The following is a 23108-nucleotide window of genomic DNA, read 5'->3' on the forward strand; positions in this document are numbered from 1 at the left end:
CCACAGGACCCACGACGCCATGAAAACTCTGATCGCTTCTGCAGTCATGCTGCTTGCTCCCGCATGGGTGATGGCGCAGGCCACTACGGCGGCCCAGCCCGCTTCCAAGACCGCATCCGCCAAGCAGGATGCGCCGGCAAAGGCCAAGCCAGCCCCTGCCGCCAAGGCCAGTGGCAATGCCAGCGCGCCCGCCAACAAGACCACGGTCGCCAAGGCGCAGCAAACCAGCAGCCGCACCCAGCTCAAGAGCGCTGCCAACCAGGTTGCGACCGGCATCATTGCTGCGGAGGCAGCCCTGTCGCCCGAAGAACTGGCCATTGCCGAGCGCGTGCATGTGGGCCGTATCCCCTGTGAATTGGGTGCTGTGGTCAATATCTCTGCAGACGCTGCCACGCCAGGCTATTTCCATGTGGAAGGCAAAGGCTTCAAGTACCGCATGACCCCAGTGGCGACCAGCACGGGGGCCGTGCGCTTGGAAGACCAGAAGGCCGGTGCTGTGTGGCTGCAGATTGCCAACAAGTCCATGCTCATGAACCAGAAGCTGGGCCAGCGCATGGCTGACGAATGCATGAGCCCTGAGCAGGTCGTGGTCGCCGAAGCCATCAAGAAGACGCCGCCACCCAGCGTGTTCGACGCGCCCAAGGGCAGCAAGTAAATCATCCTGGCAGTGCCTCTTGCCGTCTGGTTTGCCAGCACAAGACACTGCCTTAAAAACGTCGGTGCCGATTGCCTGAAAGGGCAGGCCCGCCATCGCCCCACTTTAGAAAACAACCGGAGAAAACCATGTTGAAAGCCTACCGTGACCACGTAGCCGAGCGCGCCGCCCTGGGCATTCCCCCGCTGCCCCTGGAAGCCAAGCAGGTTGCTGAACTGATCGAGCTGATCAAGAACCCACCTGCCGGTGAAGACGCCTTTTTGCTCGATTTGCTGACCCACCGCGTACCGCCCGGCGTGGACGATGCTGCCAAAGTCAAGGCCAGTTTTTTGGCCGCTGTGGCACACGGCGACATCAAGGTGGGCCTGATCTCCAAGGCCAAGGCCACAGAGTTGCTGGGCACCATGGTCGGTGGCTACAACGTGCACCCGCTGATTGAATTGCTGGACGATGCTGAAGTGGCGGGTGTGGCCGCTGAAGGTCTGAAGAAGACCCTGCTGATGTTCGACTTCTTCAATGATGTGGCCACCAAAGCCAAGGCTGGCAATGCCAAGGCGCAGGAAGTCATCAAGAGCTGGGCCGATGCCGAGTGGTTCACCACCCGCCCTGAAGTCGAAAAGAAGATCACCGTCACCGTGTTCAAGGTGCCCGGTGAAACCAACACCGACGACCTGTCGCCCGCGCCAGACGCCTGGAGCCGCCCCGACATTCCGCTGCACTATCTGGCCATGCTCAAGAACACCCGCGAAGGCGCGGCGTTCAAGCCTGAAGAAGATGGCAAGCGCGGCCCGATGCAGTTCATCGAAGACCTCAAGAAGAAGGGCCACCTCGTGGCCTATGTGGGCGACGTGGTGGGCACGGGCTCCAGCCGCAAGTCGGCCACCAACAGCGTGATCTGGGCCACGGGCCAAGACATTCCTTTTGTGCCCAACAAGCGCTTTGGTGGCGTGACGCTGGGTGGCAAGATCGCCCCCATCTTCTTCAATACGCAAGAAGACTCTGGCTCCCTGCCCATCGAAGTGGATGTGTCCAAGCTCGAAATGGGCGACGTGGTCGACATCCTCCCCTACGACGGCAAGATCGTGAAGAACGGCGAGACCGTGGTGGAGTTCAAGCTCAAGAGCGACGTGCTGTTTGACGAAGTGCGCGCTGGCGGCCGTATCAACCTGATCATCGGGCGTTCGCTGACCGCCAAGGCCCGCGAATTCCTGGGCCTGCCCGTTTCCGCACTGTTCCGTCTGCCAACAGCGCCTGTGGCAACGACCGCAGGCTTCACGCTGGCGCAGAAGATGGTGGGCCGTGCCGTGGGCTTGCCAGAAGGCCAGGGCGTGCGCCCCGGCACGTACTGCGAACCCAAGATGACCACCGTGGGCTCGCAAGACACCACCGGCCCCATGACCCGCGACGAGCTGAAGGACCTGGCCTGCCTGGGCTTCTCGGCCGATCTGGTCATGCAATCGTTCTGCCACACTGCGGCTTACCCCAAGCCTGTGGACGTGAAGACCCACCGCGAACTGCCCGCGTTCATCAGCAACCGTGGCGGCGTGGCCCTGCGTCCTGGTGATGGCGTGATCCACAGCTGGCTCAACCGCCTGCTGTTGCCTGACACGGTCGGCACTGGTGGCGACTCGCACACCCGCTTCCCCATCGGCATTTCGTTCCCTGCTGGCTCCGGTCTGGTGGCGTTTGGTGCTGCGACGGGCGTGATGCCCCTGGACATGCCCGAATCGGTGCTGGTGCGTTTCAAGGGCGAAATGCAGCCTGGCGTGACGCTGCGCGACCTCGTGCACGCCATTCCGCTGTATGCCATCAAGGCGGGTCTGCTCACGGTGGCCAAGGCTGGCAAGAAGAACGTCTTCTCCGGTCGCATCCTTGAAATCGAAGGCCTGCCAGACCTGAAGGTCGAGCAAGCGTTTGAGCTGTCTGACGCATCCGCAGAGCGTTCTGCTGCCGGTTGCACCATCAAGCTCAACCCAGCGCCCGTCAAGGAATACCTCACCAGCAACGTCGTGCTGATGAAGAACATGATTGCCGACGGCTACGCCGACGCACGCACACTGCAGCGCCGTATCGAAAAGGTGGAAGCCTGGTTGGCCAACCCCAACCTGCTCGAAGCCGACAAGGATGCCGAATACGCTGCCGTCATCGAGATCGATCTGGCCGACATCAAGGAACCCATCCTGTGCTGCCCGAACGACCCTGATGATGCCAAGACCCTGTCCGATGTGGCTGGTACCAAGATCGACGAAGCCTTCATCGGTTCTTGCATGACCAACATCGGTCACTTCCGCGCTGCAGCCAAGCTGCTCGGCGGCAGCCGTGACATCCCCGTCAAGCTGTGGGTGGCACCACCGACCAAGATGGACGAAAGCGAGCTGATCAAGGAAGGCCACTACGCCAACTTTGGCGCCGCCGGTGCCCGTACCGAAATGCCCGGCTGCTCGCTGTGCATGGGCAACCAGGCACAGGTGCGCGAAGGCGCTACGGTGGTGTCTACCTCCACCCGCAACTTCCCCAACCGCCTGGGCAAGAACACCAACGTGTTCCTGGCCTCGGCTGAGCTGGCCGCCATCGCGTCCAAGCTGGGCAAGATCCCCACGGTGGCCGAGTACCACGACGCCATGGGCATCGTGAACAAGGATGGTGCTTCGATCTACAAGTACCTGAACTTCGACCAGATCGAAGAGTACGCAGAAACTGCCAAGGGCGTGACCGCCTGATCCTTGCGTTCTTTGCGCAACACAAGCGGCCCTTCGGGGCCGCTTTTTTTTGCCCTGCCTTGGGTGTCATGCAGTCGTCACGAATTCGTCACTATGCTGGAGCCCAAAACAAGACATCCATAACAACAACAAAAAGGAGGCAAGCATGGACAACACAATGGGACGAGGGGTTTTGCTGGTTTTCTGCGCCATCTTTGCCGTGGCGTTTGGTGCCGGTGGGTACTGGGCGGGGCTGCGGCCTTTGGCCGAAACCGCGCTGGCGGCATGGACCGTGCGCGACTGGCAGCCCGTGCCAGCCCAAGTGCTGGATGTGCAACTGAAGCAGCACCCAGGCAGCGAAGGCGGCACCACCTACCAGGTGCAGGCCCGTTACCGCTACACGGTGGCTGGGCAAGCTTACGAAGGGCAACGCGTGGGGCTGGACCTGCGCCCCGGCGCAGACAACGTGGGCGACTGGCAGGCGCAGTGGCACCGAACCCTGCGCCAGGCGCAGGAGCGGGGTGAACCTGTCACCGCCTGGGTCAATCCACAGGCTCCGGCCCAGGCACTGCTGGATCGAAGCATTCGCTGGCGGCTGCAAATTTTTCGACTTCCGTTTGCCCTGGTGTTCACCGCCGTTGGAGTGACGGCCGCATGGATGTTCCTGCGCATCCTGTGGCGCCCCAAGGAAGATGTGCAGGACCTTGAACCGCGCCATTCCTTGGCCAAGGGGCAGGGGGCGTTGTGGTTTTTCGCTGTGTTCTGGTGTGGCATCGCTTTCCCCATGGCTGCATTGTTCTGGTCGGATGGCAACGTGCCCTGGTGGGTCAAGGGCTTCCTGGGTATCTTTGTCGTGATCGGTGTGGGGCTGGCGGGGGCTGCTTGGCAGAACAGTCGCAAGGCTTGGCGCTATCAAGGGATGGGCATGACGGCCTTGCCATCGCGGCCCATCGCAGGGCGCCCGGTCGAAATCACGCTGGTGCTGCCTGCGCGGGCCGGACAGCAGGCGGGGGCTGATGGCCTGCGCATGCAAGTGGCGCATTACCGTGTGGACGAGTCCAGCTCAGGCTCGCCCGAGCGCCGGGTGGAGGTGCTGGAGGCCACGGCGCGGCGCCAGCCGACGGGTGAGGGCGGTATGCGCCTGGTCGCGCGTTTTGAGCTGCCCGAGGATGCCCCCACCCATGGTGCGCGGCGCGGTGGTGAGCGGGTGGACTGGCGGCTGGAGCTGGTGCGCGCTGAGGGCACGTTGGAACTGGCGTATGACTTGCCGGTAGAGGCCGCTGCACCTTCATGGACGGAAGCCGCATCTGTGGCAGACCGCTTTGACAGGCGGGCGCAGTGGTCGCAAGAAGTCCCCATCGAGCCACCTGCCTTTGGGCAAGACCTCGTCCCTCAGACCTTGGGTTCGTCGGGCATGGTGGAGCCCGCTGAGTTACCGCGCTTTCTTCCCCCTGGCGTGCGTTTGACGGAGACGCCGGATGCCTGGTCGCTCGCATTCGAGCAGACCGCGTGGCGCTGGTCAGCGGCTGTGGCCCTGGCTTTGTTGGCGCTGGAGTGGTGGGTGAACGACCGCATCCAGCCCGGCGCATTGGTGATGCCGCGGGGATTTGGGGGTTGGTTGGCTTGGTTGGCTTTGCCTGCCTGGGCTCTGCATGCCGCCACCCGGCGCTGGACGCTGCGGGTGCAGGACGATGGGCTGGTGGTGCGTCGCGGCTCCTGGATCTGGTCCCGCGTTGCGCTGTTGCCAGGCGAATCCAGCCAGGCGCTGGTGCACAAGCTGCAGTTCACGGCGGGGGCTCAGGCCTACCACGCGGTGTTGGGCAAGGATGTGTCAGGGCATCAGGAAAAGCTGACCCCAGGGCTGAACGGCGACGCTGCAGCGCAAGCCGTGGGGCAGGCTGTGGCCCGTGCCTGGCTGGACCGGAGGGGACGCTTCACGCCGGGGGCGCAGCGGCCCCAGGTGGCAGCACATTCACGCCCAGCCTGGGGTGGTTGGGCATGGCTCTTGGCCTTTGGCTTGCTTGTGTGGTGGGCCCATGGCGGGCGTGCGGTGCTTGGGGCGGGGCGGGACGCCGTGCCGCAAGACCCCACCAAGGTGGCGTCATCGCGCATTTGGGCACCTGCAGATGCCCGCCTGATGGATGCCCAGAATGCGGGCGATGCCAGCGGGGTGGCGCAGGCATTGCGCGATGGCGCCAACCCCAATCTGTTGGCAGACACGGGTTCCTCCGTGTTGATGCTGGCCGCCCACCGGGGGCAATTGGCGCATGTCGAAGCACTGCTGCAGGCTGGGGCCCAGCCCGATCTGCGGCAGACGGCCAAAGACAGTGAGCGGGGCGACACCGCCCTGTTGCGGGCTTTTTATGGCGGGCATCTGGCGGTGGCGCAGCGCCTGGTGCAGGCTGGGGCCAGCCTGCAGGCGCGTAACCGGTGGGACTGGGGCCCCGTGCATATGGCAGCGCAAAGCGGCTGCGTGCCGTGCCTCGATTGGCTGAAAGAACAAGGGCAATCCTTGACCGAGCCTGCTCCCGCCAGCCGGGGCGAGACACCCGCCATGCTGGCGGCCGCCAAAGGCCGCATCCCCGTGCTGGAATGGTTGGAACAACAGCGCGTGGACCTGTGGGGCCGCGACCCGCACGGCAAGAATGTGCTGGATTGGGCCCGCTTTCGACAGCAGCAGGAGACTGAGCAATGGTTATTGAAACGGCAGCCTGCGGGAACGTGAGTGTTGCGTCTTTCCACGCCACTTTGGCTGGTGATTTGCTATTAAAGTTATAGCTGCTTGCGCTTTGTTTATAAGCGCTAGAGGCGGTTTTTTATCAGTTTTAAGCGTGTGACTTGGTCTGTGCCGCCAGGGTGTGCAGGATCTGCGCCGTGGCCTCGTCGCCAGGGAAAAACGTCTCCAACGCCAGCTCCTGCAAGGTGATATCCGTGGGAGATCCGAACACTGTGGTGGTGCTGATCAGGTTCAGAACGCCCCAGGGGGACTGGATGAGAAACGGCATCAACACCCCCAGATGCTCTCCCGCTAAGTGGTGGGCTTGCTCATCTGGCTGGCCGGGGTAGCTTTGCAACTCGGTGAGCAGGGCTTGCAGTGATGCGTCGAAGGTGTTGTGCAGTTGCTGCTGCAGGCGTGCGAACAGGTGCTCGCGCCATTGGTTCAGGTTGACGATGCGCGGGGCCAACCCCTGGGGATGCAGGCTCACCCGCAGCAGGTTGACGGGGGCTTGCAGCAGGGAAGGGTCCACCCCTCCGAGCAAGGGTTGCACCATGCGGTTGGCCAGCACCATGTTCCAGTGCCGGTCAAACGCCACGGCGGGCCAGGGGGCGTGACGGTCGAGCAGGTGTTGTACGGCCTGTCGGGCGGCGTGCATGGACGGGTCGTCGAGCGGCTGCTGGCGGTACATGGGTGCGTAGCCCGCCGCCACCAGCCAGGCGTTGCGCTCGCGCAGGGGGACGGCCAGCCGCTCACACAGGCGCAGCACCAGCTCGCGGCTGGGGCTGGCTTTGCCCGTCTCTACGCAGCTCAGGTGGCGTGGCGAAAGGGCGGCGTCATCGGCCAGCTCTTGCTGGCTCAGGCGCCTGCGCTGGCGCCACTGGCGCAGATGATCGCCCACGGCCATCCGCCGGGTTGCGGCGGATGTGGCTGCTTTGGAAGGGTGTGTGTCGGATGCCATGGCCGTGATTGTGAGCAGGTTCGTTTCGCCACACCACCCCCAATGCCTGCAGTCCCATGACCTCCCAGGTCATCGACGCCATGACCGATGCTGCGGAACATGGGGCTCCTACTACTTGGTTCACAGGAGTCCCTTATGTTCACGATTCGTTCTTCTACCCTGCGCCGCGTGTTGTGGCTGGATGCCGCCTCTGGCTTCGGTATGTGCCTGAGCCATGGGCTGGGCAGTGCGCTCATCGCTCCGTGGATGGGTATCCCGGCCTACGTGTTGCAACTGGCTGCGCTGATCGTGCTGGCGGCTGCTTCGCTGGCGGCCTGGTTGGCGTCGCGCCCGCAGTTGCCATCCACGGGGGTGCGCTTGCTGGCGCTTGGCAACTTCGCCTGGGTGGCCGCCAGTGCCTGGCTCGTCTGGGGTTCCGGCATGGCCCTGACCCCGCTGGGGCAGGTTTGGGTCGTATTGCAGGGGCTGGTGGTGCTGGTGCTGGCCGAGCTGGAGTGGGCGGGCTCTAGCGTGCCCAAGCCTCGCGCTGCGGTGTGATTTGCGTACTGGGGCGCTCTGCAATGGCTGAGGCCCTGCTCCCCATCCGGTCACTCGGTCACTTGGTGACCGGGTGGGCGCGGTTGGAGAGTCCAGGCGGTTTCTCAGTCCTGTGGACGGAATCCGATTTCCAGTGGCCCAGATGGCACCCTTCCGTCTGTGTCACGCGGCAGTGTTTCGGTCTTTTCCAATGCGCGCAGTACCGCCTCGTCCCAGGACTTATTGCCGCTGGACTGGATCAGCTTTTTGCTGACGATGGTTCCATCTGGCGCGGCGCGTACTTCCACCACCGCACGTGGATTGCCAGAAATCGCATCGGGATACACGATGTTGGGCTTGATCTTGGCCGCGACCTTGCCGCCATAGCTGCCCGATGGGCCCGAAGACACCTTGTCCTTGCCGGTGGCGTTTTCACCGCCGGTAGCACCGGCCAAGCCTTGCATGCGGCGCAAGTTGGCTTCGCGCTGTGCTGCCATTTCTTTGGCCTGCGCATCGGCGCGGCGCTTTGCATCGGCTTCTGATTTGCGCTTGGCATCCGACTCCGCCTCGGCCTTGCGTTTGGCGTCCGCTTCTTCCGCCTTGCGTTTTTCGTCGGCCTGCTTTTTCAGCTCGGCACGCTTTTGCTCGGCCTGCTTTTCTTTCAGCTCGCGTTCTTTCTCGCGTTCCTTTTCACGCTCTTTGTCTTTTTCCTTTTGCAGGCGCTCCTTGCGCTCTTGCTCCAGGCGTTCCTTCTTTTCGGCTTCCAGCTTTTCGCGGCGCTCGCGTTCGCGTTTGTCGCGCTCTTGCTGCTCGGCGCGCTCGCGCTTTTCCTGCTCCAGCCGCTTCTTCTCGCGCTCGATGGCGATGTCTGCCTCGCGCGTGTCAGGCTTGTCCTGCGCGCGGGGCTGCGGGGGCGGTGGGGGTGGAGGAGGGGGCGCAGGCACCGGCCGTGGCGGTGGCTCGGGCGGCGAAGGAGGCTCAGGTGGCGGCGGGGGCGTACTGTCTGCCTGGGCCGCCTGCTGCGGAACAGCGGACCACAGCTCGGCTTCTACCGCCGGTTGGTCTACTGTGGTCTTCCAGTCCACGCCCAGGGTCAGGGCGCCCATCAGTGCGGCGTGCACCAGCACGGCCATGGCCACTGCGCGCAGGCGCCCTGGTGGACGGGGCGGAGAAAACTGGTCGCGTTCGTCGTGAGCGTGCATGGATGGCCTGGTAGCGCAGCGGTGTCAGCCGCCCTGTTTGACGGAGAGACCCACGCGTTGCACACCTGCACTTCGCAAAGCATCCAGTGCTTTCACTACGGCTTCGTACTGCACGCCTTTTTCTGCGGTGATGAGCACTGCTGTGTCCTTGCTCTGGTCTTTTTGCCAGCGCAGGGCGGCGTCGCCCACTTCGCGCTGGGTCACGGTGCGGGTGGCCTCGGGGGTTTTGAGCTGCAGCGATCCGTCCTTGTTCACGATGACCTGTGCCACCACCTTGGGCACGTTCTTGCCTTTGCCCACACTGGGCACATCGATCATGCCGGGGGTGAGCATGGGCGCCGTCACCATGAAGATGATGAGCAACACCAGCATCACGTCGATGAACGGCACCATGTTGATTTCATTGATGGTGCGACGGCCTTTGCCGCGAGACGCCATGGCGGGCATGCGGGCTCCTTAATGGCCAGAGGCCGATTGCGAAGGCTGTGCGCCCAGATTGCGCTGCAGGATGTTGGAGAACTCTTCGATGAAGGTCTCCAGGTGTGTGGACACGCGGTCAATGTCGCGCGCAAAGCGGTTGTAGGCGATCACGGCCGGAATGGCCGAAAACAGCCCGATGGCGGTGGCCACCAGCGCTTCGGCAATGCCGGGGGCGACGGTGGCCAGGGTGACCTGCTCCATGCCCGCAAAGCCCGTGAAGGCGTGCATGATGCCCCACACGGTGCCAAACAGACCCACGTAAGGCGACACAGAGCCGACCGATGCCAGGAAGGACAGGCTGGATTCGACCACATCCATCTCGCGCTGCAGGCTGGCACGCATGGCGCGGCGGGCGCCGTCCAGCAAGGTGCCGGCATCGGTGATGCGGCGCTCGCGCAGTTTTTGGTATTCGCGCATGCCGCTGGCAAAAATGCGCTCCATGGGGCCTGCGTTCTTGGCGTTCTGCGCGGCGCTCGCAAACAAATCATTCAGGCTGGTGCCTGACCAGAAGTCGCGTTCAAAGTCTTCGTTGAGCGACTTCACGCGCTTCAAGGAAATCAGCTTGCGGAAGATGGCGGCCCAGCTGGCGATCGACACGGTCAGCAGCAGCAACATCACCAGCTGCACCACCCAGCTGGCCTGCAGCACCAGGTTCAAGATGGACATGTTTTGATGGTTCATGAAAGTTGTTCCAGAAGGGGGCTCGGTATTCTTGCGGGGCGCATCGTTGCGGCGTCCACCCAGCCTATGCGGATGGTGCCTTCGCTCAGTAACGTGGGCTTGGCTTCGGTCATGTGCTCTGGTTTCAGGAGCGCTTGCTGCAATATTGTCAGCGATGCACGCCCCTTGTCCTGCAGGCTGGCGGTAACAATGAGTTCATCGTCGAGCCGCGCGGGCCGCAGGTAACGCAGCTGCGCGTCGGTTACGACAAACATGCCGCCGGTTTGTTCCCGCAATGTGTGCTGACCAATGCCCAACGAGCGCAGCCACTCGGTGCGGGCGCGCTCAAAAAACTTGAGGTAGTTGGCGTAGAACACGATGCCACCGGCATCGGTGTCTTCCCAATAGATGCGAATCGGAAACTCAAAGGCCATGCGTGTGCTTTCAAACCGCGCTAGGCCAGCAGCGTGCGCAGGCGCGCCACCGACTCTTGCAGCTGCGCCATGGAGTTGGCCGTGGAAAAGCGCACAAAGCGCTCGGGTTCGTGGCTGCCAAAGTCGCGGCCCGGGGTGATGGCAACGTGCGCGCGGCGCATCACTTCAAACGCGAAATCCCAGCTCCCAGTCACGCCCAGGCGCTGCGCCGCATCGGTGCAGTCTGCCCACGCATAGAAGGCGCCGTCGGGCATCACAGGCACTTGCAAGCCCAGCGATTGCAGCGCAGGGATGAAGTAGTCGCGCCGTGCTTTGAACTCGGCGCGGCGGCGCTCGTACTCGGCGATGCTTTCGGCCTCAAAGCATGCCAGTGCGGCCATTTGCGAGACGGTGCTGGCGCAGATGAACAGGTTTTGCGCCAGCCGCTCCACCACGGGCACCATGGCCTCGGGCACCACCATCCAGCCCAGGCGCCAGCCGGTCATATTGAAGTATTTGCTGAAGCTGTTGATGCTGATGATGCTCTCGTCAATGGCCAGCGCGGTGTGGCCAAACTCTTCCTCGTACGACAGGCCCAGGTAGATCTCGTCGATCATCGTGATGCCTCCATGGCCCTGCACCACCTCGTGGATGCGCTGCAACTCGCCCCGCGCAATGGAGGTGCCGGTGGGGTTGGAGGGCGACGCCAGCAAGACGCCCCGTGTTTTTTCGGTCCAGGCCGCGCGCACCTTGTCGCTGCTGAGCTGGTAGCGCTCTGCCGCCGTGGTGGGCAGCAGCACGGCCTTGCCTTCGGCCGCACTGACAAAGTGGCGGTTGCAGGGGTAGCTGGGGTCGGGCATGAGGATCTCGTCCCCTTTTTCGATCAGCGCCAGGCAGGCCAGGTGCAGCGCTGCCGATGCCCCGGCCGTCACCACAATACGGCGGGCTGGCACCTGCACCCCAAAGCGGCTTTGGTACCAACCGCTGATGCGTTCGCGCAGGGCGTCCAGGCCCAGTGCGTTGGTGTATTGCGTAGCACCATCGCGCACCGCCTTGGCGGCGGCCTCTTGCACCAGGGGGGGCGCGGTGAAGTCGGGCTCGCCAATGTTCAGGAAGATCATCGGCTCGCGCGTGCCTGCCACCTCGCGGGCCAGGGCCTGCGCGGCTTTGGCCACTTCCATCACGTAAAACGGTTCAATGCGCTCTGCGCGTGCGGAAAACTTCATGGAGAGAGGTCCTGCGGCCCGCGTGGGTGCGGGTGGGGCTCAAAAAAGGGCGGGGTGGTGGGCTGGCGCCAGCCAGGTGCGGCATTTGCCGCCCAGCCAGCGCGGGCGTGCCCCGTTGTGCTTTGTGTGAGGGGTCCTGCGTCGCGGCAAGCTCCGCAGGAGGGGGCTCACTGGCCGTCGGCGTCGGCCTCGGGGGCTGCGGTGCTGTCCGCAGCAGGCTTACCTTGGGCTTTCTCGGACGACTTGTCCGAAGCCACTTCGGCTGCACGCAGGCGTGGGGCCAGGCCGTTGAGCACAGCGTTCACATACTTGTGCCCGTCGGTGCCGCCAAACTCTTTGGCCAACTCGATGCACTCGTTGAGCACCACGCGCCAGGGCACGTCCATGCAGTGCTGGAACTCATACACGCCAATCCACATGCAGGCGCGCTCGATGGGCGAGATCTCGCCCAGCTTGCGGTCCAGCAGCGGGGTGATCAGCGCGTCCAGGTCTTGCGCCGTGTTGATGCAGCCGTGCAGCACGGCGTTGTAGTGGGCGGCATCGGCCTTGTGAAAGCCCGCCAGGTCGCGCGTGAACGAGTCGATCGCCGCCGCATCGTTGCGGCCCACGATGTGCTGGTACAGCGCCTGCAGGGCAAATTCGCGGGCGCGGCTACGGTTGGATTTGGACGCGGCCTTGCGCGTGCCGTTGGCCTTGAGCCCGGTGCGCGATTGCTTGGGGGGGCGTGTATGGGACGAGGGGGTGTTTTCAGTCATGACAGGTCGTCCAGCAGGTTGGCCATCTCTACCGCAACGCGGGCGGCATCGGTGCCTTTTTCGGATTGGCGGGCGATGGCTTGCTCCAGGTTTTCGGTGGTGATGATGGCGTTTGCAATGGGGATTTGGTAATCCAGTGACAGGCGGGTCACGCCCGCGCCAGATTCGTTGGCCACCAGTTCAAAGTGGTAGGTCTCACCACGGATGATGCAGCCCAGGGCAATCAGCGCGTCAAAGTTGTCGCTCTCGGCCATGGCTTGCAGTGCCACGGGCACTTCCAGGGCGCCGGGCACTTGCACGTGGGTGATGTTCTTCTCGGGCACGCCCAGGGCTTTGAGCTCGGCCAGGCAAGCGGCGGCCAAGGTGTTGGTGATGCCCTCGTTGAACCGGGCCTGCACGATGCCGATGTGCAGCTTCTTGCCGTCCAGGCGGTCCGAGGTTCCTTTTTCTGCGCCAAACATGTTTATTCCTTGGGGATGAAGCCTGTGATTTCGAGCCCGTAGCCTGCCATGCTCGGCATGCGGCGGGGTTGGCCCATGAGGGCCATTTTGTGCACGCCGCAGTCGCGCAGAATCTGCGCGCCCACGCCGTAGGTGCGCAGGTCCATGCGGCCGCGCTCGGGCGCTTGAGAGGCACGGGCCGTGCCCTCAAATTGGGCCAGCAATTGCCCAGCGGTTTCGCCGCAGTTCAGCAGCACGGCCACGCCTTTGCCTTGCTTGGCCAGGTATTGCAGGCTGGTGTCCAGGCCCCATGAGTGCATGGAGCGGTTGACCTCCAGCGCGTCAAACACCGACAGCGGCTCGTGCACACGCACAGGCACCACATCGTCGGGTGTCCATTCGCCCATTACCAGTGCCAAGTGCACGGCTTGGCTGGGCTTGTCGCGGAAAGCATGGGCTGTGAACGTGCCGTAGGCGGTGGTTAGCTCGCGGCTGCCGACCTTCTCCACCAGTGACTCGTTGCGGCTGCGGTATTCGATCAGATCGGCGATGGTGCCAATCTTCAGGCCGTGCTCTGCTGCAAACAGCTGCAGGTCCGGCAGACGGGCCATGGTGCCGTCGTCTTTCATGATCTCGCAGATGACCGAGGCGGGGCTGCAGCCTGCCATGGCGGCCAGGTCGCAGCCCGCTTCGGTGTGGCCAGCGCGCATGAGCACGCCGCCATCCACCGCTTGCAGCGGAAAGATGTGGCCTGGCTGCACCAGGTCGGCAGGCTGGCTCTTGCGGTCTACCGCCACCTGCACGGTGCGTGCGCGATCGGCTGCCGAGATGCCCGTGGTGACGCCTTCGGCCGCTTCAATCGACACGGTGAATGCGGTGCTGTAGACGGTGCCGTTGCGCGCAGCCATGGGCGGCAACTTCAGAAATTCGCAGCGTTCGCGGGTGAGCGTCAGGCAGATCAGGCCACGGCCAAAGCGGGCCATGAAGTTGATGGCTTCGGGCGTGACATGGTCGGCCGCCAGCACCAGGTCGCCTTCGTTTTCACGGTCTTCTTCGTCCACCAAGATGACGATGCGCCCGGCGCGCATGTCGGCCACGATGTCTTCCACCGGCGAGATGGACACTGGGGTCAGGGGGGTGTTCATGGGAGAGGGCTTTCGTTAGGGCCGCAGCAGGGTTGTGCAGCGCAAACCGCATGCCCCTCATTGGCCGGGGCGTTGCACACCCCCAAAACCACCCAAAGAACATGCGATGCGGCGCTGCCGCACGGGGGGAGGCCAAGCGTGCAGCCTCCCACAAAGCTGGCTATTTTAGTTCAGCCAAAGGGCGCGGGCCGTGTGCAGCATCAATGGCCTGCATATCCATATTCAGAATGTGCCGTTGCCCGGGGTGGCTCGCTGCCGTTGTGTGTCGGCGGGCGGTTTTGCTGCGATCAGATCGCAGAGCCTTGCAAAACGACGTCTGACTCGGGGTAGGCCACGCAGGGCAGCACGCAGCCCTCGGCCTTTTCTTCAGGCGAGAGGCCGGGCCATTCGATCTCGTAGCGCACTTGCCCTTGCACCAGTTGCCCGATGCAGGTGCGGCAGGTGCCGTTGCGGCACGAACTGGGCCAGTCAATGCCGCCTTGCTCCATGGATTGCAGCAGGGGTTGCTGGGGCCAGGCATCGCACTGCATGCCGTCGGGCTCAATGTGGGCTGTGAAAAAGGGGGCGGCTTGGGTCATGTGCGATGGCTTGTGGAAGGACGGGCGGGCGCAGTGTAAATAAGCGGTGCGTAGTTGCGTGTGAGGGAGGGGAGGCTGGGCCCGTCCATCACCGGCTACGTTGCCATACCAGCAGCAAATTGTTGGCGGGCAGTGCATGGCGCTGGGCTAGTTGCAGGCCTGCCGCCTGGGCCTCTGCCGCCACCTCTTCCACGGCGCGAATGCCCCAGCGCGGGTCTTGCGCGCGCAGGCTGGCGTCAAAGGCGAGGTTGCCTTCGGCTGTGGGAACGCCCTGTTCCAGGTAGGGGCCGTAGGTGACCAGCAAGCCCTGCGCGCCCAGGTGGCGCGCCGCGCCACGCATGAGCCCGCCGCAGCACTCCCAGGGGGCAATGTGCAGCATGTTGGCGCAGTAGATCAGGTCAAACGGGGTGCTAAAGGCGGGTGCATCGGTAGGCCATGGGCTGAGTGTCACGTCCAGGCGCAGCGGCGCTTGCACGTTGGCCGCGCCGTGCTGCGCGCACCAGCCGATGACGGACGAGAACAAGGTGTCTTGCCAGTCGGTGGGCTGCCATTGCCAGCCCGGCAGGGCGGCGCCGAAGCAGGCGGCATGCTGGCCAGTGCCGCAGGCAATCTCCAGTGCGGTGCCGGTGGGGGCCAGCAGCTTGCGCATCACTCCCAGGATGGGCGCCTGGTTGCGCTCTGCGGCGGGGCTGTGGGCCAATGGGGTTTGTGTCATGTGTTTTCGATAAAAATGGGCTCTAACGCTTATGAGATAAGCGCTGGCAGCTATGGAAAGTATAGCTTTATGGGGTGCTCTTCAGGTAACGTGCTGCTTAAAAATTGGGCGCTATGTAGCGGCTCCTTGTAAATCAAGCACTTACGCTGCCCATACAGAAGTTATCTAAGGTTATCCACATGATTGTCCAGCGGTCAGCGGGATAAGTGGCGCAAAAGCAGGGGTGCGCCGTGCGCTTGTGATTTGCCTTTAAATTGAGCACTTCGTTGAATGTTTATATAAATCAACGGGTTATGTGCTTCATACAGAACTTGTCAAAACTTATGCACAGGATTGTCCAGTGTCTGGCGGGATAAGTGCGAGTTTGTGGATAGTTGCTGCTTAAAAAATGAGCGCTGCGTGGTGGGTCTTTGTAAATCAAGCACTTAGCAGTCCTATACAGGACTTCTCCGCAGTTATCCACATACTTGTCCAGTGATGTCAGGGATAACCCTGAGTGGGATGCGTGGGCGTGCCTCGGTTGTCCCCCATGCAACCCGTGCGTCACCTGCCTTGGCTTACAGTGCTGCGCGCAGAAGCATTTCAGCCCCGGGGTGTCCCCGAGGTGGCCACCAACCCATACAGGAGATCCATCGCATGACAGACATTGACTTCAAGGGCCGCGTGGCCATCGTGACCGGGGCTGGCGGCGGCCTGGGCCGCCAGCATGCACTGGCGCTGGCCCAGCGGGGTGCCAAGGTGCTGGTCAATGACCTGGGCGGGGCGGTGGACGGCAGTGGTGGCACGGTGGGCGCGGCCCAGAAGGTGGTGGACGAAATCCGCGCCGCAGGGGGCGAGGCGCTGGCCAATGGCGCTTCGGTCACCGACTTTGCGGCCGTGCAGGCCATGGTGCAGCAGGCGGTGGACGCCTGGGGCCGTGTGGATGTGCTGGTGAACAACGCGGGCATCTTGCGCGACAAGTCGTTCGGCAAGATGGAGATGGACGACTTCAGGCTGGTGGTGGATGTGCACCTGATGGGCGCCGCCCACTGCTGCAAGGCGGTGTGGCCCCACATGGTGGCGCAGCAATATGGGCGCATCGTCATGACGACCTCGTCCACCGGCCTGTACGGCAACTTTGGCCAGGCCAACTACGGCGCGGCCAAGCTGGCCCAGGTGGGGCTGATGCAGACCCTGGCCATTGAGGGCGCCAAACACAACATCCATGTGAACGCACTGGCCCCCACGGCCGCCACGCGCATGACCGAGGGGCTCATGCCCCAAGAAGTGCTGGACGCCCTCAAGCCCGAAGCGGTGGTGCCCGCCATGCTGGTGCTGGCGCACGAATCTGCCCCCACGCGCACCATTTTGTGCGCGGGCGCAGGCACCTTCGAGGCGGCCCACATCACCCTGACCCAAGGTGTGCACCTGGGTGTGGGCAGCGACATCCCTGAGCAACTGGCCGCGCGCCTGGCCGAAGTGGTGGACCGCACGGGCGAGCAAGTGCCGCAAAGCGGCGCGGCGCAAGGCACCAACGAGGTTGGCAAAGCTCTGGCGCGTCGCTGAGCGCAGCGGCTGCGGTCCGCTCTCTTCTGCAAAGCACAGCCAGCGCCATCGTGCGCCCCACCGGGTTTTCAGCCGTTGGGGCTGAAGGACTTGCGCCCGGTCTGGGCGTGAGGCGCTGTGCCGTGCTAAGTTCCGGCCCAACGAGAAGATGGACCGGTATAACGATATGAGCAAATTGCAGGACAGACTGAGCGCATTCACCCCCGACGCCCTGCGCGGCATCCGCCGTGGGGTTGAAAAGGAAGGGCTGCGCGTGCAGCCCACGGGCGGGTTGGCACTCACCCCGCACCCCAAGGCCCTGGGGTCGGCACTCACGCACCCCCTCATCACCACCGACTACAGCGAATCGCAGCTGGAGCTGATCACCGGCGCGCACCGGGGCGTGCAGCAATGCCTGGACGAGCTGACCGAAGTGCACCAGTTTGTGCACCACACCTTGAAGGACAGCGGCAGTGAGCTGCTGTGGGCCTCCAGCATGCCCTGCGGCTTGCCCACCGATGAGACGATTCCGCTAGCGCGCTACGGCGGCTCTAACGTGGGGCGCGCCAAAAGCGTCTACCGCATGGGCTTGGGCCACCGCTACGGGCGCCGCATGCAGACCATTTCGGGCATCCACTACAACTGGTCGTTGCCAGGGGTGAGCAGTGAGCAGTATTTCTCGCTCATCCGCAACTTCCGCCGCCATGCCTTTGTGCTGCTGTACCTGTTTGGCGCATCGCCCGCGCTGTGCCCTTGTTTTGTGCAGGGGCGTGAGCACCGCTTGCAGCGCCTGAGCGACAGTGCCCTGTACCTGCCGCACGCCACATCGCTGCGCATGGGGCGCCTGGGCTACCAAAGTGACGCGCAGGCCACGCTGGCCGTGAGCTACAACGGCCTGCAAGGCTATGCCAATTCGCTGCACGAAGCGCTGACCCAGCCTTACCCCGCGTATGAGACGGTGGGCGTGCGCAACCCGGGGGGCGACTACAACCAGCTGGGCACCAGCCTGTTGCAGATCGAAAACGAGTTCTACGGCACCATCCGCCCCAAGCGCACCGTGCGCACGGGCGAGCGCCCGCTGCATGCGCTGCGCGAGCGCGGCGTGGAATATGTCGAAGTGCGCTTGATGGACCTGGACCCATTTGTGCCCGTGGGCATCACGGCGCCCACCATGCGTTTGCTGGACGTGTTTTTGATGCACTGCCTGCTGTCGGACAGCCCGCCCGACACCCCTGCAGAAATTGCCGAACTGCAGCGCAACCAGCACCTGACGGCCGAGCGCGGCCGCGAGCCAGGCCTGCAGCTGCAGCGCAATGGCCAGAACGTGGCGCTGACCACCTGGGGCGACGAAGTGCTGGCCGCCTGCGAGCCCTTGGCCGCCGCGTTGGACGCCACCCACGGCACCACCGACTACAGCGCTGCGCTGCGCGACGCCCGCGCCCTCATGCAAGCACCCGATCGCACCCCATCGGCCCGTGTGCTGGACACCATGGCCCAGCAGCACGCCAGCAGCTTCGAGGGCTTTGCCTTCCGCCAATCCGAGCATGCCCGCGACGCCTTGCTGGCCCTGCCTTGGAGCGCAGAGCAGCAGGCGCGCTACCTGGCCATGAGCGACGAATCCATCGCCGCCCAAAAAGCCATCGAAGCCGCCGACACCTTGCCGTTTGAAACCTGGCGCGAGCAGTACATGGCCGTGGAAGGCTTGGGCTGAGCCTGCACGGCGGGATCTGCATTTGCTATCGAATAAATAGCTGCTTGCGCTCGTCGGTAAAGCGCTAGAGCCGTTTTTGGCTTGAATCGGCTAGCCGTTCAGCGCCTGCAAAGCATCCTGCCGCCAGTATTCGGCTGCGCTGAGGAACCCTTCCCACACGCAGCCGTTGCAGCCCCGGCCACAGCAAGTGGTGGGCTCTGGCGGCGGCGGGCGCAGGGGCACGCCCTGGGCCTGCGCCTGTGCTTGCAGTGCGGCAAACAAGGCCAGGGCGCTGGGGCCATCGATGGCGGGGGCCCCAGTGTCTACAGCGACTGCAGTGGGGTGGCTGGCAGGCAACGCACTCATTGCCGATGCGCCCCGGCACGTACGCGGCGCACCACGTACTGCCCAATGAACGCCGCGCCCAGCACCAGCGCAAACCAGCCCACCGCAGCCACCTGGCCCATCAACTCACGCACGCTGCCAGAGCGGGCAGCGTAGGGCGCCAGCACAATCACCAGCCCGATCAGCGCGCAGGTAACGCCTTTGAACAGCATCTCCTTGTCGGCTTTGCTGGGAGGTGTTGGTGTGGGGGCAGAGGGCGTGCGTGGTGACATGTCGAACCTGAAGTGGGCTTGGGTGTGAGCGGGAAGGGCGTGAACGGTTTTCACCTGGAACATGCCAGTGAATGGCCGGTGAACCCGGACCGCGATTATCCTTGCCCCCTTTCCTCAGAAACCCGCCCTGCAGTTGAGGGCGGTTTTTTGCCCCGAATACACCAGAAAGTACCCCTCGCATGGCCATCCAGTGGTTCCCCGGTCACATGCACCTGACCAAAAAAGCCATCACCGAACGCATCAAGGACATTGACGTGGTGATCGAGGTGCTGGACGCGCGCCTGCCGGGCTCCAGCGCTAACCCGCTGCTGGCCGAAATCACCGACCACAAGCCCAAACTCAAGGTGCTCAACAAGCAGGACGTGGCCGACCCCGAACGCACCGCGCTGTGGCTGGACTGGTACAACGCCCAAAGCGAAACGCGCGCGGTGCCGCTCGATGCCTCTGACCCTGCGCCCGCGCGCAAGCTCATTGACGCCTGCCACCTGCTGTCGCCCAACCGGGGTGGCATGGCCAAGCCCATGCGCGTGCTGATCTGCGGCGTGCCCAATGTGGGCAAATCCACGCTGATCAACACCCTGAGCAACAAACGCCAGGCCAAGACGGGCGACGAAGCAGGCATTACCAAGCTGGAGCAGCGCATCACGGTGGCTGACGACTTTTACCTGTGGGACACCCCCGGCATGCTGTGGCCCCGCATCATCGTGCCCGAGAGCGGCTACAACCTGGCCGCCAGCGGCGCTGTGGGCCGCAACGCCTACGACGAAGAGCTGGTGGCGCTGGAGCTGCTGCGCCGCCTGCAGCAACACTACGCACCGCTGCTGGAGGCGCGCTACAAGCTCGGTCTGCCTGCAGGCGCTGTGGGCGAGATGCACGACGAAGAACTGCTCGAAGCCATCGGCCGCAAACGGGGGGCCATGCTCGGTGGTGGCCGGGTCAACCTGCAAAAGACGTCCGAGATCGTGATGACCGACTTTCGCACAGCCACGCTGGGCCGCATTACCCTGGAAACCCCTGCAGAGTTTGAAGTCTGGCTGGCCGCCGGGCAGGCGCAAGACGCTGAACGCGCTGCCAAGAAGGAAGCCCGCACCAAATCCCGGGGCAAGGGCACCGGCCGGCGCGACCCGCAATCGGGCGACGCTGCGACCGAGTAAGCCGCCCCTGTAGCGCCTCTTGCCCCTGGCCCCTGTGTGGGTGGGCTGGCGGGTTGCTGCCCCGTTGCATCTCCACGTCACATCAGTGGATTCCCGGCTGCGGCCCTGGGGGGCGGCGGTAGGATGGAACGATTGTCCAAACCACCCGCCATGGCCGACGTTTCACTCCTGAGCGCATCCGATCAGAGCGATCCCACCCTCCGCAAGTTGGTGCAGGTGACCGGTTGGGCTGTCACCCTGATCGGCTGTTTGGTCGCCTTGCTTTTGCTGCGAGACGATCCAGTGCAGTGGAACCGGGTGGTTTTGAACCTGTGTGCGGGGCTGGTTGGGGTGACGGCGCTGGTTCTGGCGCATCTGCGCCGCTGGTTGCTTGCCGCGCACGTGCTGGTGTGGGGGGTATGGGTGTTTGTGTCGCTGGTGGCGGCGGGCAACGGGGGCGTCAAAGGCCCCAATTTGCTGAACTACCCCGTGCTCATCGTGCTGTCCGGCTGGTTGCTGGGTGGGCGGGCCACGCTGTGCCTGCTGGTGTTGACGGGCGGGTTGTTTGGTTTCTTCCTTTGGGCCGATGCCCGGGGCGCTCTGCCCGTCACGCCGGCCAACAACCATTACGCCTATGCCGCCTACCTGGCAGGCATTGTGGGGCTCACGGCCACGGCCACGCTGCTGTCGCGGCGCAGCTACCTGGGCCGGGTGGGCGAAGCCCAAGACATGGCGGCCGATTTGGCCGCGCGAGACACCGAGCTGCGCAAACTGCTGCGCGTGGTGGAGCAAAGCCCCGAGAGCACCGTCATCACCGACCTGCAAGGGCGCATCGAATTTGTGAACGATGCCTTTGTGACCCGCACAGGCTATGCGCGCAGCGAGGTGCTCGGCCAGTTGTCCTCCGCCTTCTCGGGCAACGGGCTGGCCCCGGCGCAGCTTGCAGGCCTGCAAGAGACCCTGGCCCGTGGCGAGAGCTGGGCGGGCGAGCAAGCCAACGTGCGCAAAGACGGAGTCACCATCTGGGAGAGCGTGGTGGTGGCGCCCATTCGGCAGCCCGATGGGCGTATCAGCCACCATGTGGAGCTCAAGCAGGATATGAGCGAGCGCAAGCGGGCGGCTGAAGAAATCCACCGCCTGGCCCATTTCGACCCGCTCACCAGTCTGCCCAACCGCTCCATGCTGATCGAGCGGTTGACAGGCCTGCAGGCCCGCCACCCGCGTGGCACCGAATCCCTGAACGCCCTGCTGTTGCTGGACCTGGACCGTTTCACCACCTTCAATGACGCGCGCGGCAGCGAGATGGGGGACCGGCTGCTTTGCGCAGTGGCCTTGCGCCTGTCGGAATGTCTGGGGGCGCAGGACCTGTTGGTGCGCGTGGCAGGGGATGAGTTTGGCATCGTGCTGCACGGCCTGAGCGCCGATGCCGCCGCCGCAGGCCGCCGCGCCCTGGTATTTGCCGAGCAGGTGGCGCAGGCCCTGGCCCAGCCGTTGCGCCTTGGGTTGCAAGCCGGTGATGCGGCCGAGGAGGCGCAACTGCAGGCCAGCATTGGCATCACCCTGTACCCACAGGGGGGGGATGACCTGCCGCTGAACGCCATGGGGCGGGCGGGCACGGCGCTGCACCGCGCCAAACACGGGGGCGGTGCCCGCGCGGCGTTTTTTGAGCAAGGCATGGGTGAGGTGGCGGCCCAACGTTTTCACCTGGAGCGTGACCTGCGCCAAGCGATTGGCGCGCAAGAGTTGCGGCTGTACGTGCAGCCGCAAGTCGATGGGCTCGGCCAGTGCACGGGGGTAGAGGCGCTGGTGCGCTGGCAGCACCCGCGCGATGGTCTGGTGGCGCCGGGCGTGTTCATTCCGGTGGCCGAAGAGTCGGATTTGATTGTGGGCCTGGGCGATTGGGTGCTGGCCCAGGCCTGTGCGGTGCTGGCGACACCTGCCTTCAGCCAGCGGCGCTTGCGCATGTCGGTCAACCTCAGTGCGCGGCAGTTTCGCCAGGCCAGCTTTGTGCCCAACCTGCGCGCCTTGCTGGTGGCCACAGGCGCCGACCCCACACTGCTCACGTTGGAAGTGACCGAGGGCTTGGTGATCGAAGACTTTGACGACGCGGTGGCCAAGATGCGCGAGCTGGTGGCCATGGGCCTGGAGTTTGCGCTGGACGACTTTGGCACGGGCTATTCGTCACTGGCCTACCTCAAGCGGCTGCCGATCCAGGAGTTGAAGATTGACCGCTCCTTCGTGAGCGAAGCCCCCACCAATGCCGACGACGGAGCGCTGGTCGAAGCCATTTTGTCGGTGGCCAGCCACTTTGGCCTGCGCGTGGTGGCAGAAGGTGTCGAGACCCGCGAGCAGGTGCGCTTTCTCGAGCAGCACCAGTCTGACATGGTGTACCAGGGCTACCTGTTCGGGCGCCCCGAGCCCGTGGCGCAGTGGATGGAGCGGCTCGCCTTGTAATGCAAGGGGCGTGCGAGACTTGAAACAAAAATAGCTGCCAGCGCTTATTGAATAAGCGCTGGCAGCTATGCTTTTGGTAGCTTTTTTCCGTTGCCCGGTGGCTGCTGACCGTTGGCAGAGGCTGGTGGCCTCTGCCGCCTTGTCTGGCGGCCACCCGCTGGGGCTACTTGTTTTTGTCTTTGCCCTTGGGGAGCACCGTGGTGGTCGGTGGCATGGGGCGGTCGGAACCGCTGGATTCTTTGGGAAGGGAAGTGTCCTTTTTGGGCTTCTTCGCCATCTTGTTGCTGCGCTGTTCGCCTTTGGCCATGGGGCCTCCTGTAAGAACCTGTTTACGATCATTCGGGGTTGTGCAAATGCCTTGCCCGCAGGGTTGAAGTGAAATCGAGCCGATGAGCTTGGAGTTTTGACGCCTCGACTGCCTGCATGGGCATGGGCCCATGTGGCGCATCCGTTGCATCCACCCCTTCCGATTGCACTCCAACGCGATCCCCGAAACGCCCATAAACAGGTTCTGAGGGTCTCGGGATGG

General features: G+C 64.1%; 22 protein-coding genes. 8 read left to right on the forward strand and 14 right to left on the reverse strand.

Annotated features, from left to right (window positions below; translation table 11 throughout):
* Window positions 1–19 precede the first annotated feature (19 nt).
* The 3 genes from C8C98_RS17055 (at window position 20) to C8C98_RS17065 (ending at window position 6079) form a co-directional block, all read left to right on the forward strand.
* Complete coding sequence (locus tag C8C98_RS17055) at window positions 20–655, forward strand: hypothetical protein (protein WP_099655169.1); 636 nt, start codon at window positions 20–22, stop codon at window positions 653–655.
* A gap of 128 nt (window positions 656–783) precedes the next feature.
* Window positions 784–3375 (forward strand): bifunctional aconitate hydratase 2/2-methylisocitrate dehydratase, encoded by a 2592-nt coding sequence (gene acnB, locus C8C98_RS17060; protein ID WP_099655170.1) that lies wholly within the window; start codon window positions 784–786, stop codon window positions 3373–3375.
* A 145-nt stretch (window positions 3376–3520) separates the two neighbouring features.
* Window positions 3521–6079, forward strand: a complete 2559-nt coding sequence (locus C8C98_RS17065; protein WP_121455258.1) for an ankyrin repeat domain-containing protein — start codon at window positions 3521–3523, stop codon at window positions 6077–6079.
* 100 nt (window positions 6080–6179) lie between these two features.
* Here C8C98_RS17065 and C8C98_RS17070 read toward each other — a convergent pair whose 3' ends face one another.
* A complete protein-coding gene (locus C8C98_RS17070; RefSeq protein WP_199726607.1) occupies window positions 6180–7031 on the reverse strand; it encodes a helix-turn-helix transcriptional regulator in 852 nt (283 codons plus the stop codon).
* 135 nt (window positions 7032–7166) lie between these two features.
* Between C8C98_RS17070 and C8C98_RS17075 the strand changes: the two genes are divergently transcribed.
* Window positions 7167–7568 carry a hypothetical protein gene (locus tag C8C98_RS17075; protein ID WP_121455260.1) on the forward strand — a complete coding sequence of 134 codons (402 nt, stop codon included), beginning with the start codon at window positions 7167–7169 and terminating at the stop codon, window positions 7566–7568.
* A 104-nt stretch (window positions 7569–7672) separates the two neighbouring features.
* On the opposite strand, the gene tolA is transcribed toward C8C98_RS17075, so the two are convergent.
* The 10 genes from tolA to C8C98_RS17125 form a co-directional block, all read right to left on the reverse strand.
* On the reverse strand, window positions 7673–8749 hold the full coding sequence (tolA, locus tag C8C98_RS17080; RefSeq protein WP_121455261.1) for a cell envelope integrity protein TolA: 1077 nt from the start codon (window positions 8747–8749) through the stop codon (window positions 7673–7675).
* Window positions 8750–8773: 24 nt separating this feature from the next.
* Window positions 8774–9196, reverse strand: coding sequence for a biopolymer transporter ExbD (locus tag C8C98_RS17085; RefSeq protein ID WP_121455262.1), 423 nt, complete (start codon window positions 9194–9196; stop codon window positions 8774–8776).
* A gap of 9 nt (window positions 9197–9205) precedes the next feature.
* On the reverse strand, window positions 9206–9910 hold the full coding sequence (tolQ, locus tag C8C98_RS17090; RefSeq protein WP_121455263.1) for a protein TolQ: 705 nt from the start codon (window positions 9908–9910) through the stop codon (window positions 9206–9208).
* Entirely contained in the window at window positions 9907–10323 is a 417-nt protein-coding gene (gene ybgC, locus C8C98_RS17095) for a tol-pal system-associated acyl-CoA thioesterase (RefSeq protein WP_099655178.1), read from the reverse strand. Before ybgC ends, tolQ begins: the two co-directional genes overlap by 4 nt.
* 20 nt (window positions 10324–10343) lie before the next feature.
* Window positions 10344–11528 (reverse strand): pyridoxal phosphate-dependent aminotransferase, encoded by a 1185-nt coding sequence (locus C8C98_RS17100; RefSeq protein ID WP_121455264.1) that lies wholly within the window; start codon window positions 11526–11528, stop codon window positions 10344–10346.
* 167 nt (window positions 11529–11695) lie between these two features.
* Window positions 11696–12283: a transcription antitermination factor NusB gene (gene nusB / locus C8C98_RS17105; protein WP_121455265.1), complete on the reverse strand. Its 588-nt coding sequence runs from the start codon at window positions 12281–12283 to the stop codon at window positions 11696–11698.
* Window positions 12280–12744 carry a 6,7-dimethyl-8-ribityllumazine synthase gene (gene ribH / locus C8C98_RS17110; RefSeq protein WP_099655181.1) on the reverse strand — a complete coding sequence of 155 codons (465 nt, stop codon included), beginning with the start codon at window positions 12742–12744 and terminating at the stop codon, window positions 12280–12282. Before ribH ends, nusB begins: the two co-directional genes overlap by 4 nt.
* 2 nt (window positions 12745–12746) lie before the next feature.
* Entirely contained in the window at window positions 12747–13868 is a 1122-nt protein-coding gene (ribBA, locus tag C8C98_RS17115) for a bifunctional 3,4-dihydroxy-2-butanone-4-phosphate synthase/GTP cyclohydrolase II (protein ID WP_121455266.1), read from the reverse strand.
* Between the two features lie 287 nt (window positions 13869–14155).
* On the reverse strand, window positions 14156–14446 hold the full coding sequence (locus tag C8C98_RS17120; protein WP_099655183.1) for a 2Fe-2S iron-sulfur cluster binding domain-containing protein: 291 nt from the start codon (window positions 14444–14446) through the stop codon (window positions 14156–14158).
* Between the two features lie 88 nt (window positions 14447–14534).
* Window positions 14535–15161, reverse strand: a complete 627-nt coding sequence (locus C8C98_RS17125; RefSeq protein WP_121455267.1) for a DUF938 domain-containing protein — start codon at window positions 15159–15161, stop codon at window positions 14535–14537.
* A gap of 636 nt (window positions 15162–15797) precedes the next feature.
* Here C8C98_RS17125 and C8C98_RS17130 point away from each other — a divergent pair.
* Together C8C98_RS17130 and gshA are read left to right on the forward strand one after the other, a co-directional pair.
* Complete coding sequence (locus C8C98_RS17130) at window positions 15798–16706, forward strand: SDR family NAD(P)-dependent oxidoreductase (protein WP_121455268.1); 909 nt, start codon at window positions 15798–15800, stop codon at window positions 16704–16706.
* A gap of 166 nt (window positions 16707–16872) precedes the next feature.
* Window positions 16873–18396, forward strand: a complete 1524-nt coding sequence (gshA, locus tag C8C98_RS17135; protein WP_121455269.1) for a glutamate--cysteine ligase — start codon at window positions 16873–16875, stop codon at window positions 18394–18396.
* Between the two features lie 90 nt (window positions 18397–18486).
* On the opposite strand, the gene C8C98_RS17140 is transcribed toward gshA, so the two are convergent.
* Window positions 18487–18741, reverse strand: a complete 255-nt coding sequence (locus C8C98_RS17140) for an oxidoreductase-like domain-containing protein (protein WP_121455270.1) — start codon at window positions 18739–18741, stop codon at window positions 18487–18489.
* Entirely contained in the window at window positions 18738–18992 is a 255-nt protein-coding gene (locus C8C98_RS17145; protein ID WP_121455271.1) for a hypothetical protein, read from the reverse strand. The genes C8C98_RS17140 and C8C98_RS17145 overlap by 4 nt, the downstream gene beginning before the upstream one ends.
* Window positions 18993–19171: 179 nt before the next feature.
* Here C8C98_RS17145 and ylqF point away from each other — a divergent pair, with 179 nt between their 5' ends.
* Both ylqF and C8C98_RS17155 read left to right on the forward strand, forming a co-directional pair.
* On the forward strand, window positions 19172–20146 hold the full coding sequence (ylqF, locus tag C8C98_RS17150; RefSeq protein WP_121455272.1) for a ribosome biogenesis GTPase YlqF: 975 nt from the start codon (window positions 19172–19174) through the stop codon (window positions 20144–20146).
* A 132-nt stretch (window positions 20147–20278) separates the two neighbouring features.
* A complete protein-coding gene (locus tag C8C98_RS17155; RefSeq protein WP_233574578.1) occupies window positions 20279–22579 on the forward strand; it encodes a bifunctional diguanylate cyclase/phosphodiesterase in 2301 nt (766 codons plus the stop codon).
* Window positions 22580–22742: 163 nt separating this feature from the next.
* Here C8C98_RS17155 and C8C98_RS21930 read toward each other — a convergent pair whose 3' ends face one another.
* Window positions 22743–22886 carry a hypothetical protein gene (locus tag C8C98_RS21930; protein WP_162995987.1) on the reverse strand — a complete coding sequence of 48 codons (144 nt, stop codon included), beginning with the start codon at window positions 22884–22886 and terminating at the stop codon, window positions 22743–22745.
* Window positions 22887–23108 lie beyond the last annotated feature (222 nt).

This window comes from Acidovorax sp. 106 (genome assembly GCF_003663825.1).
GTDB lineage: Bacteria > Pseudomonadota > Gammaproteobacteria > Burkholderiales > Burkholderiaceae_C > Acidovorax.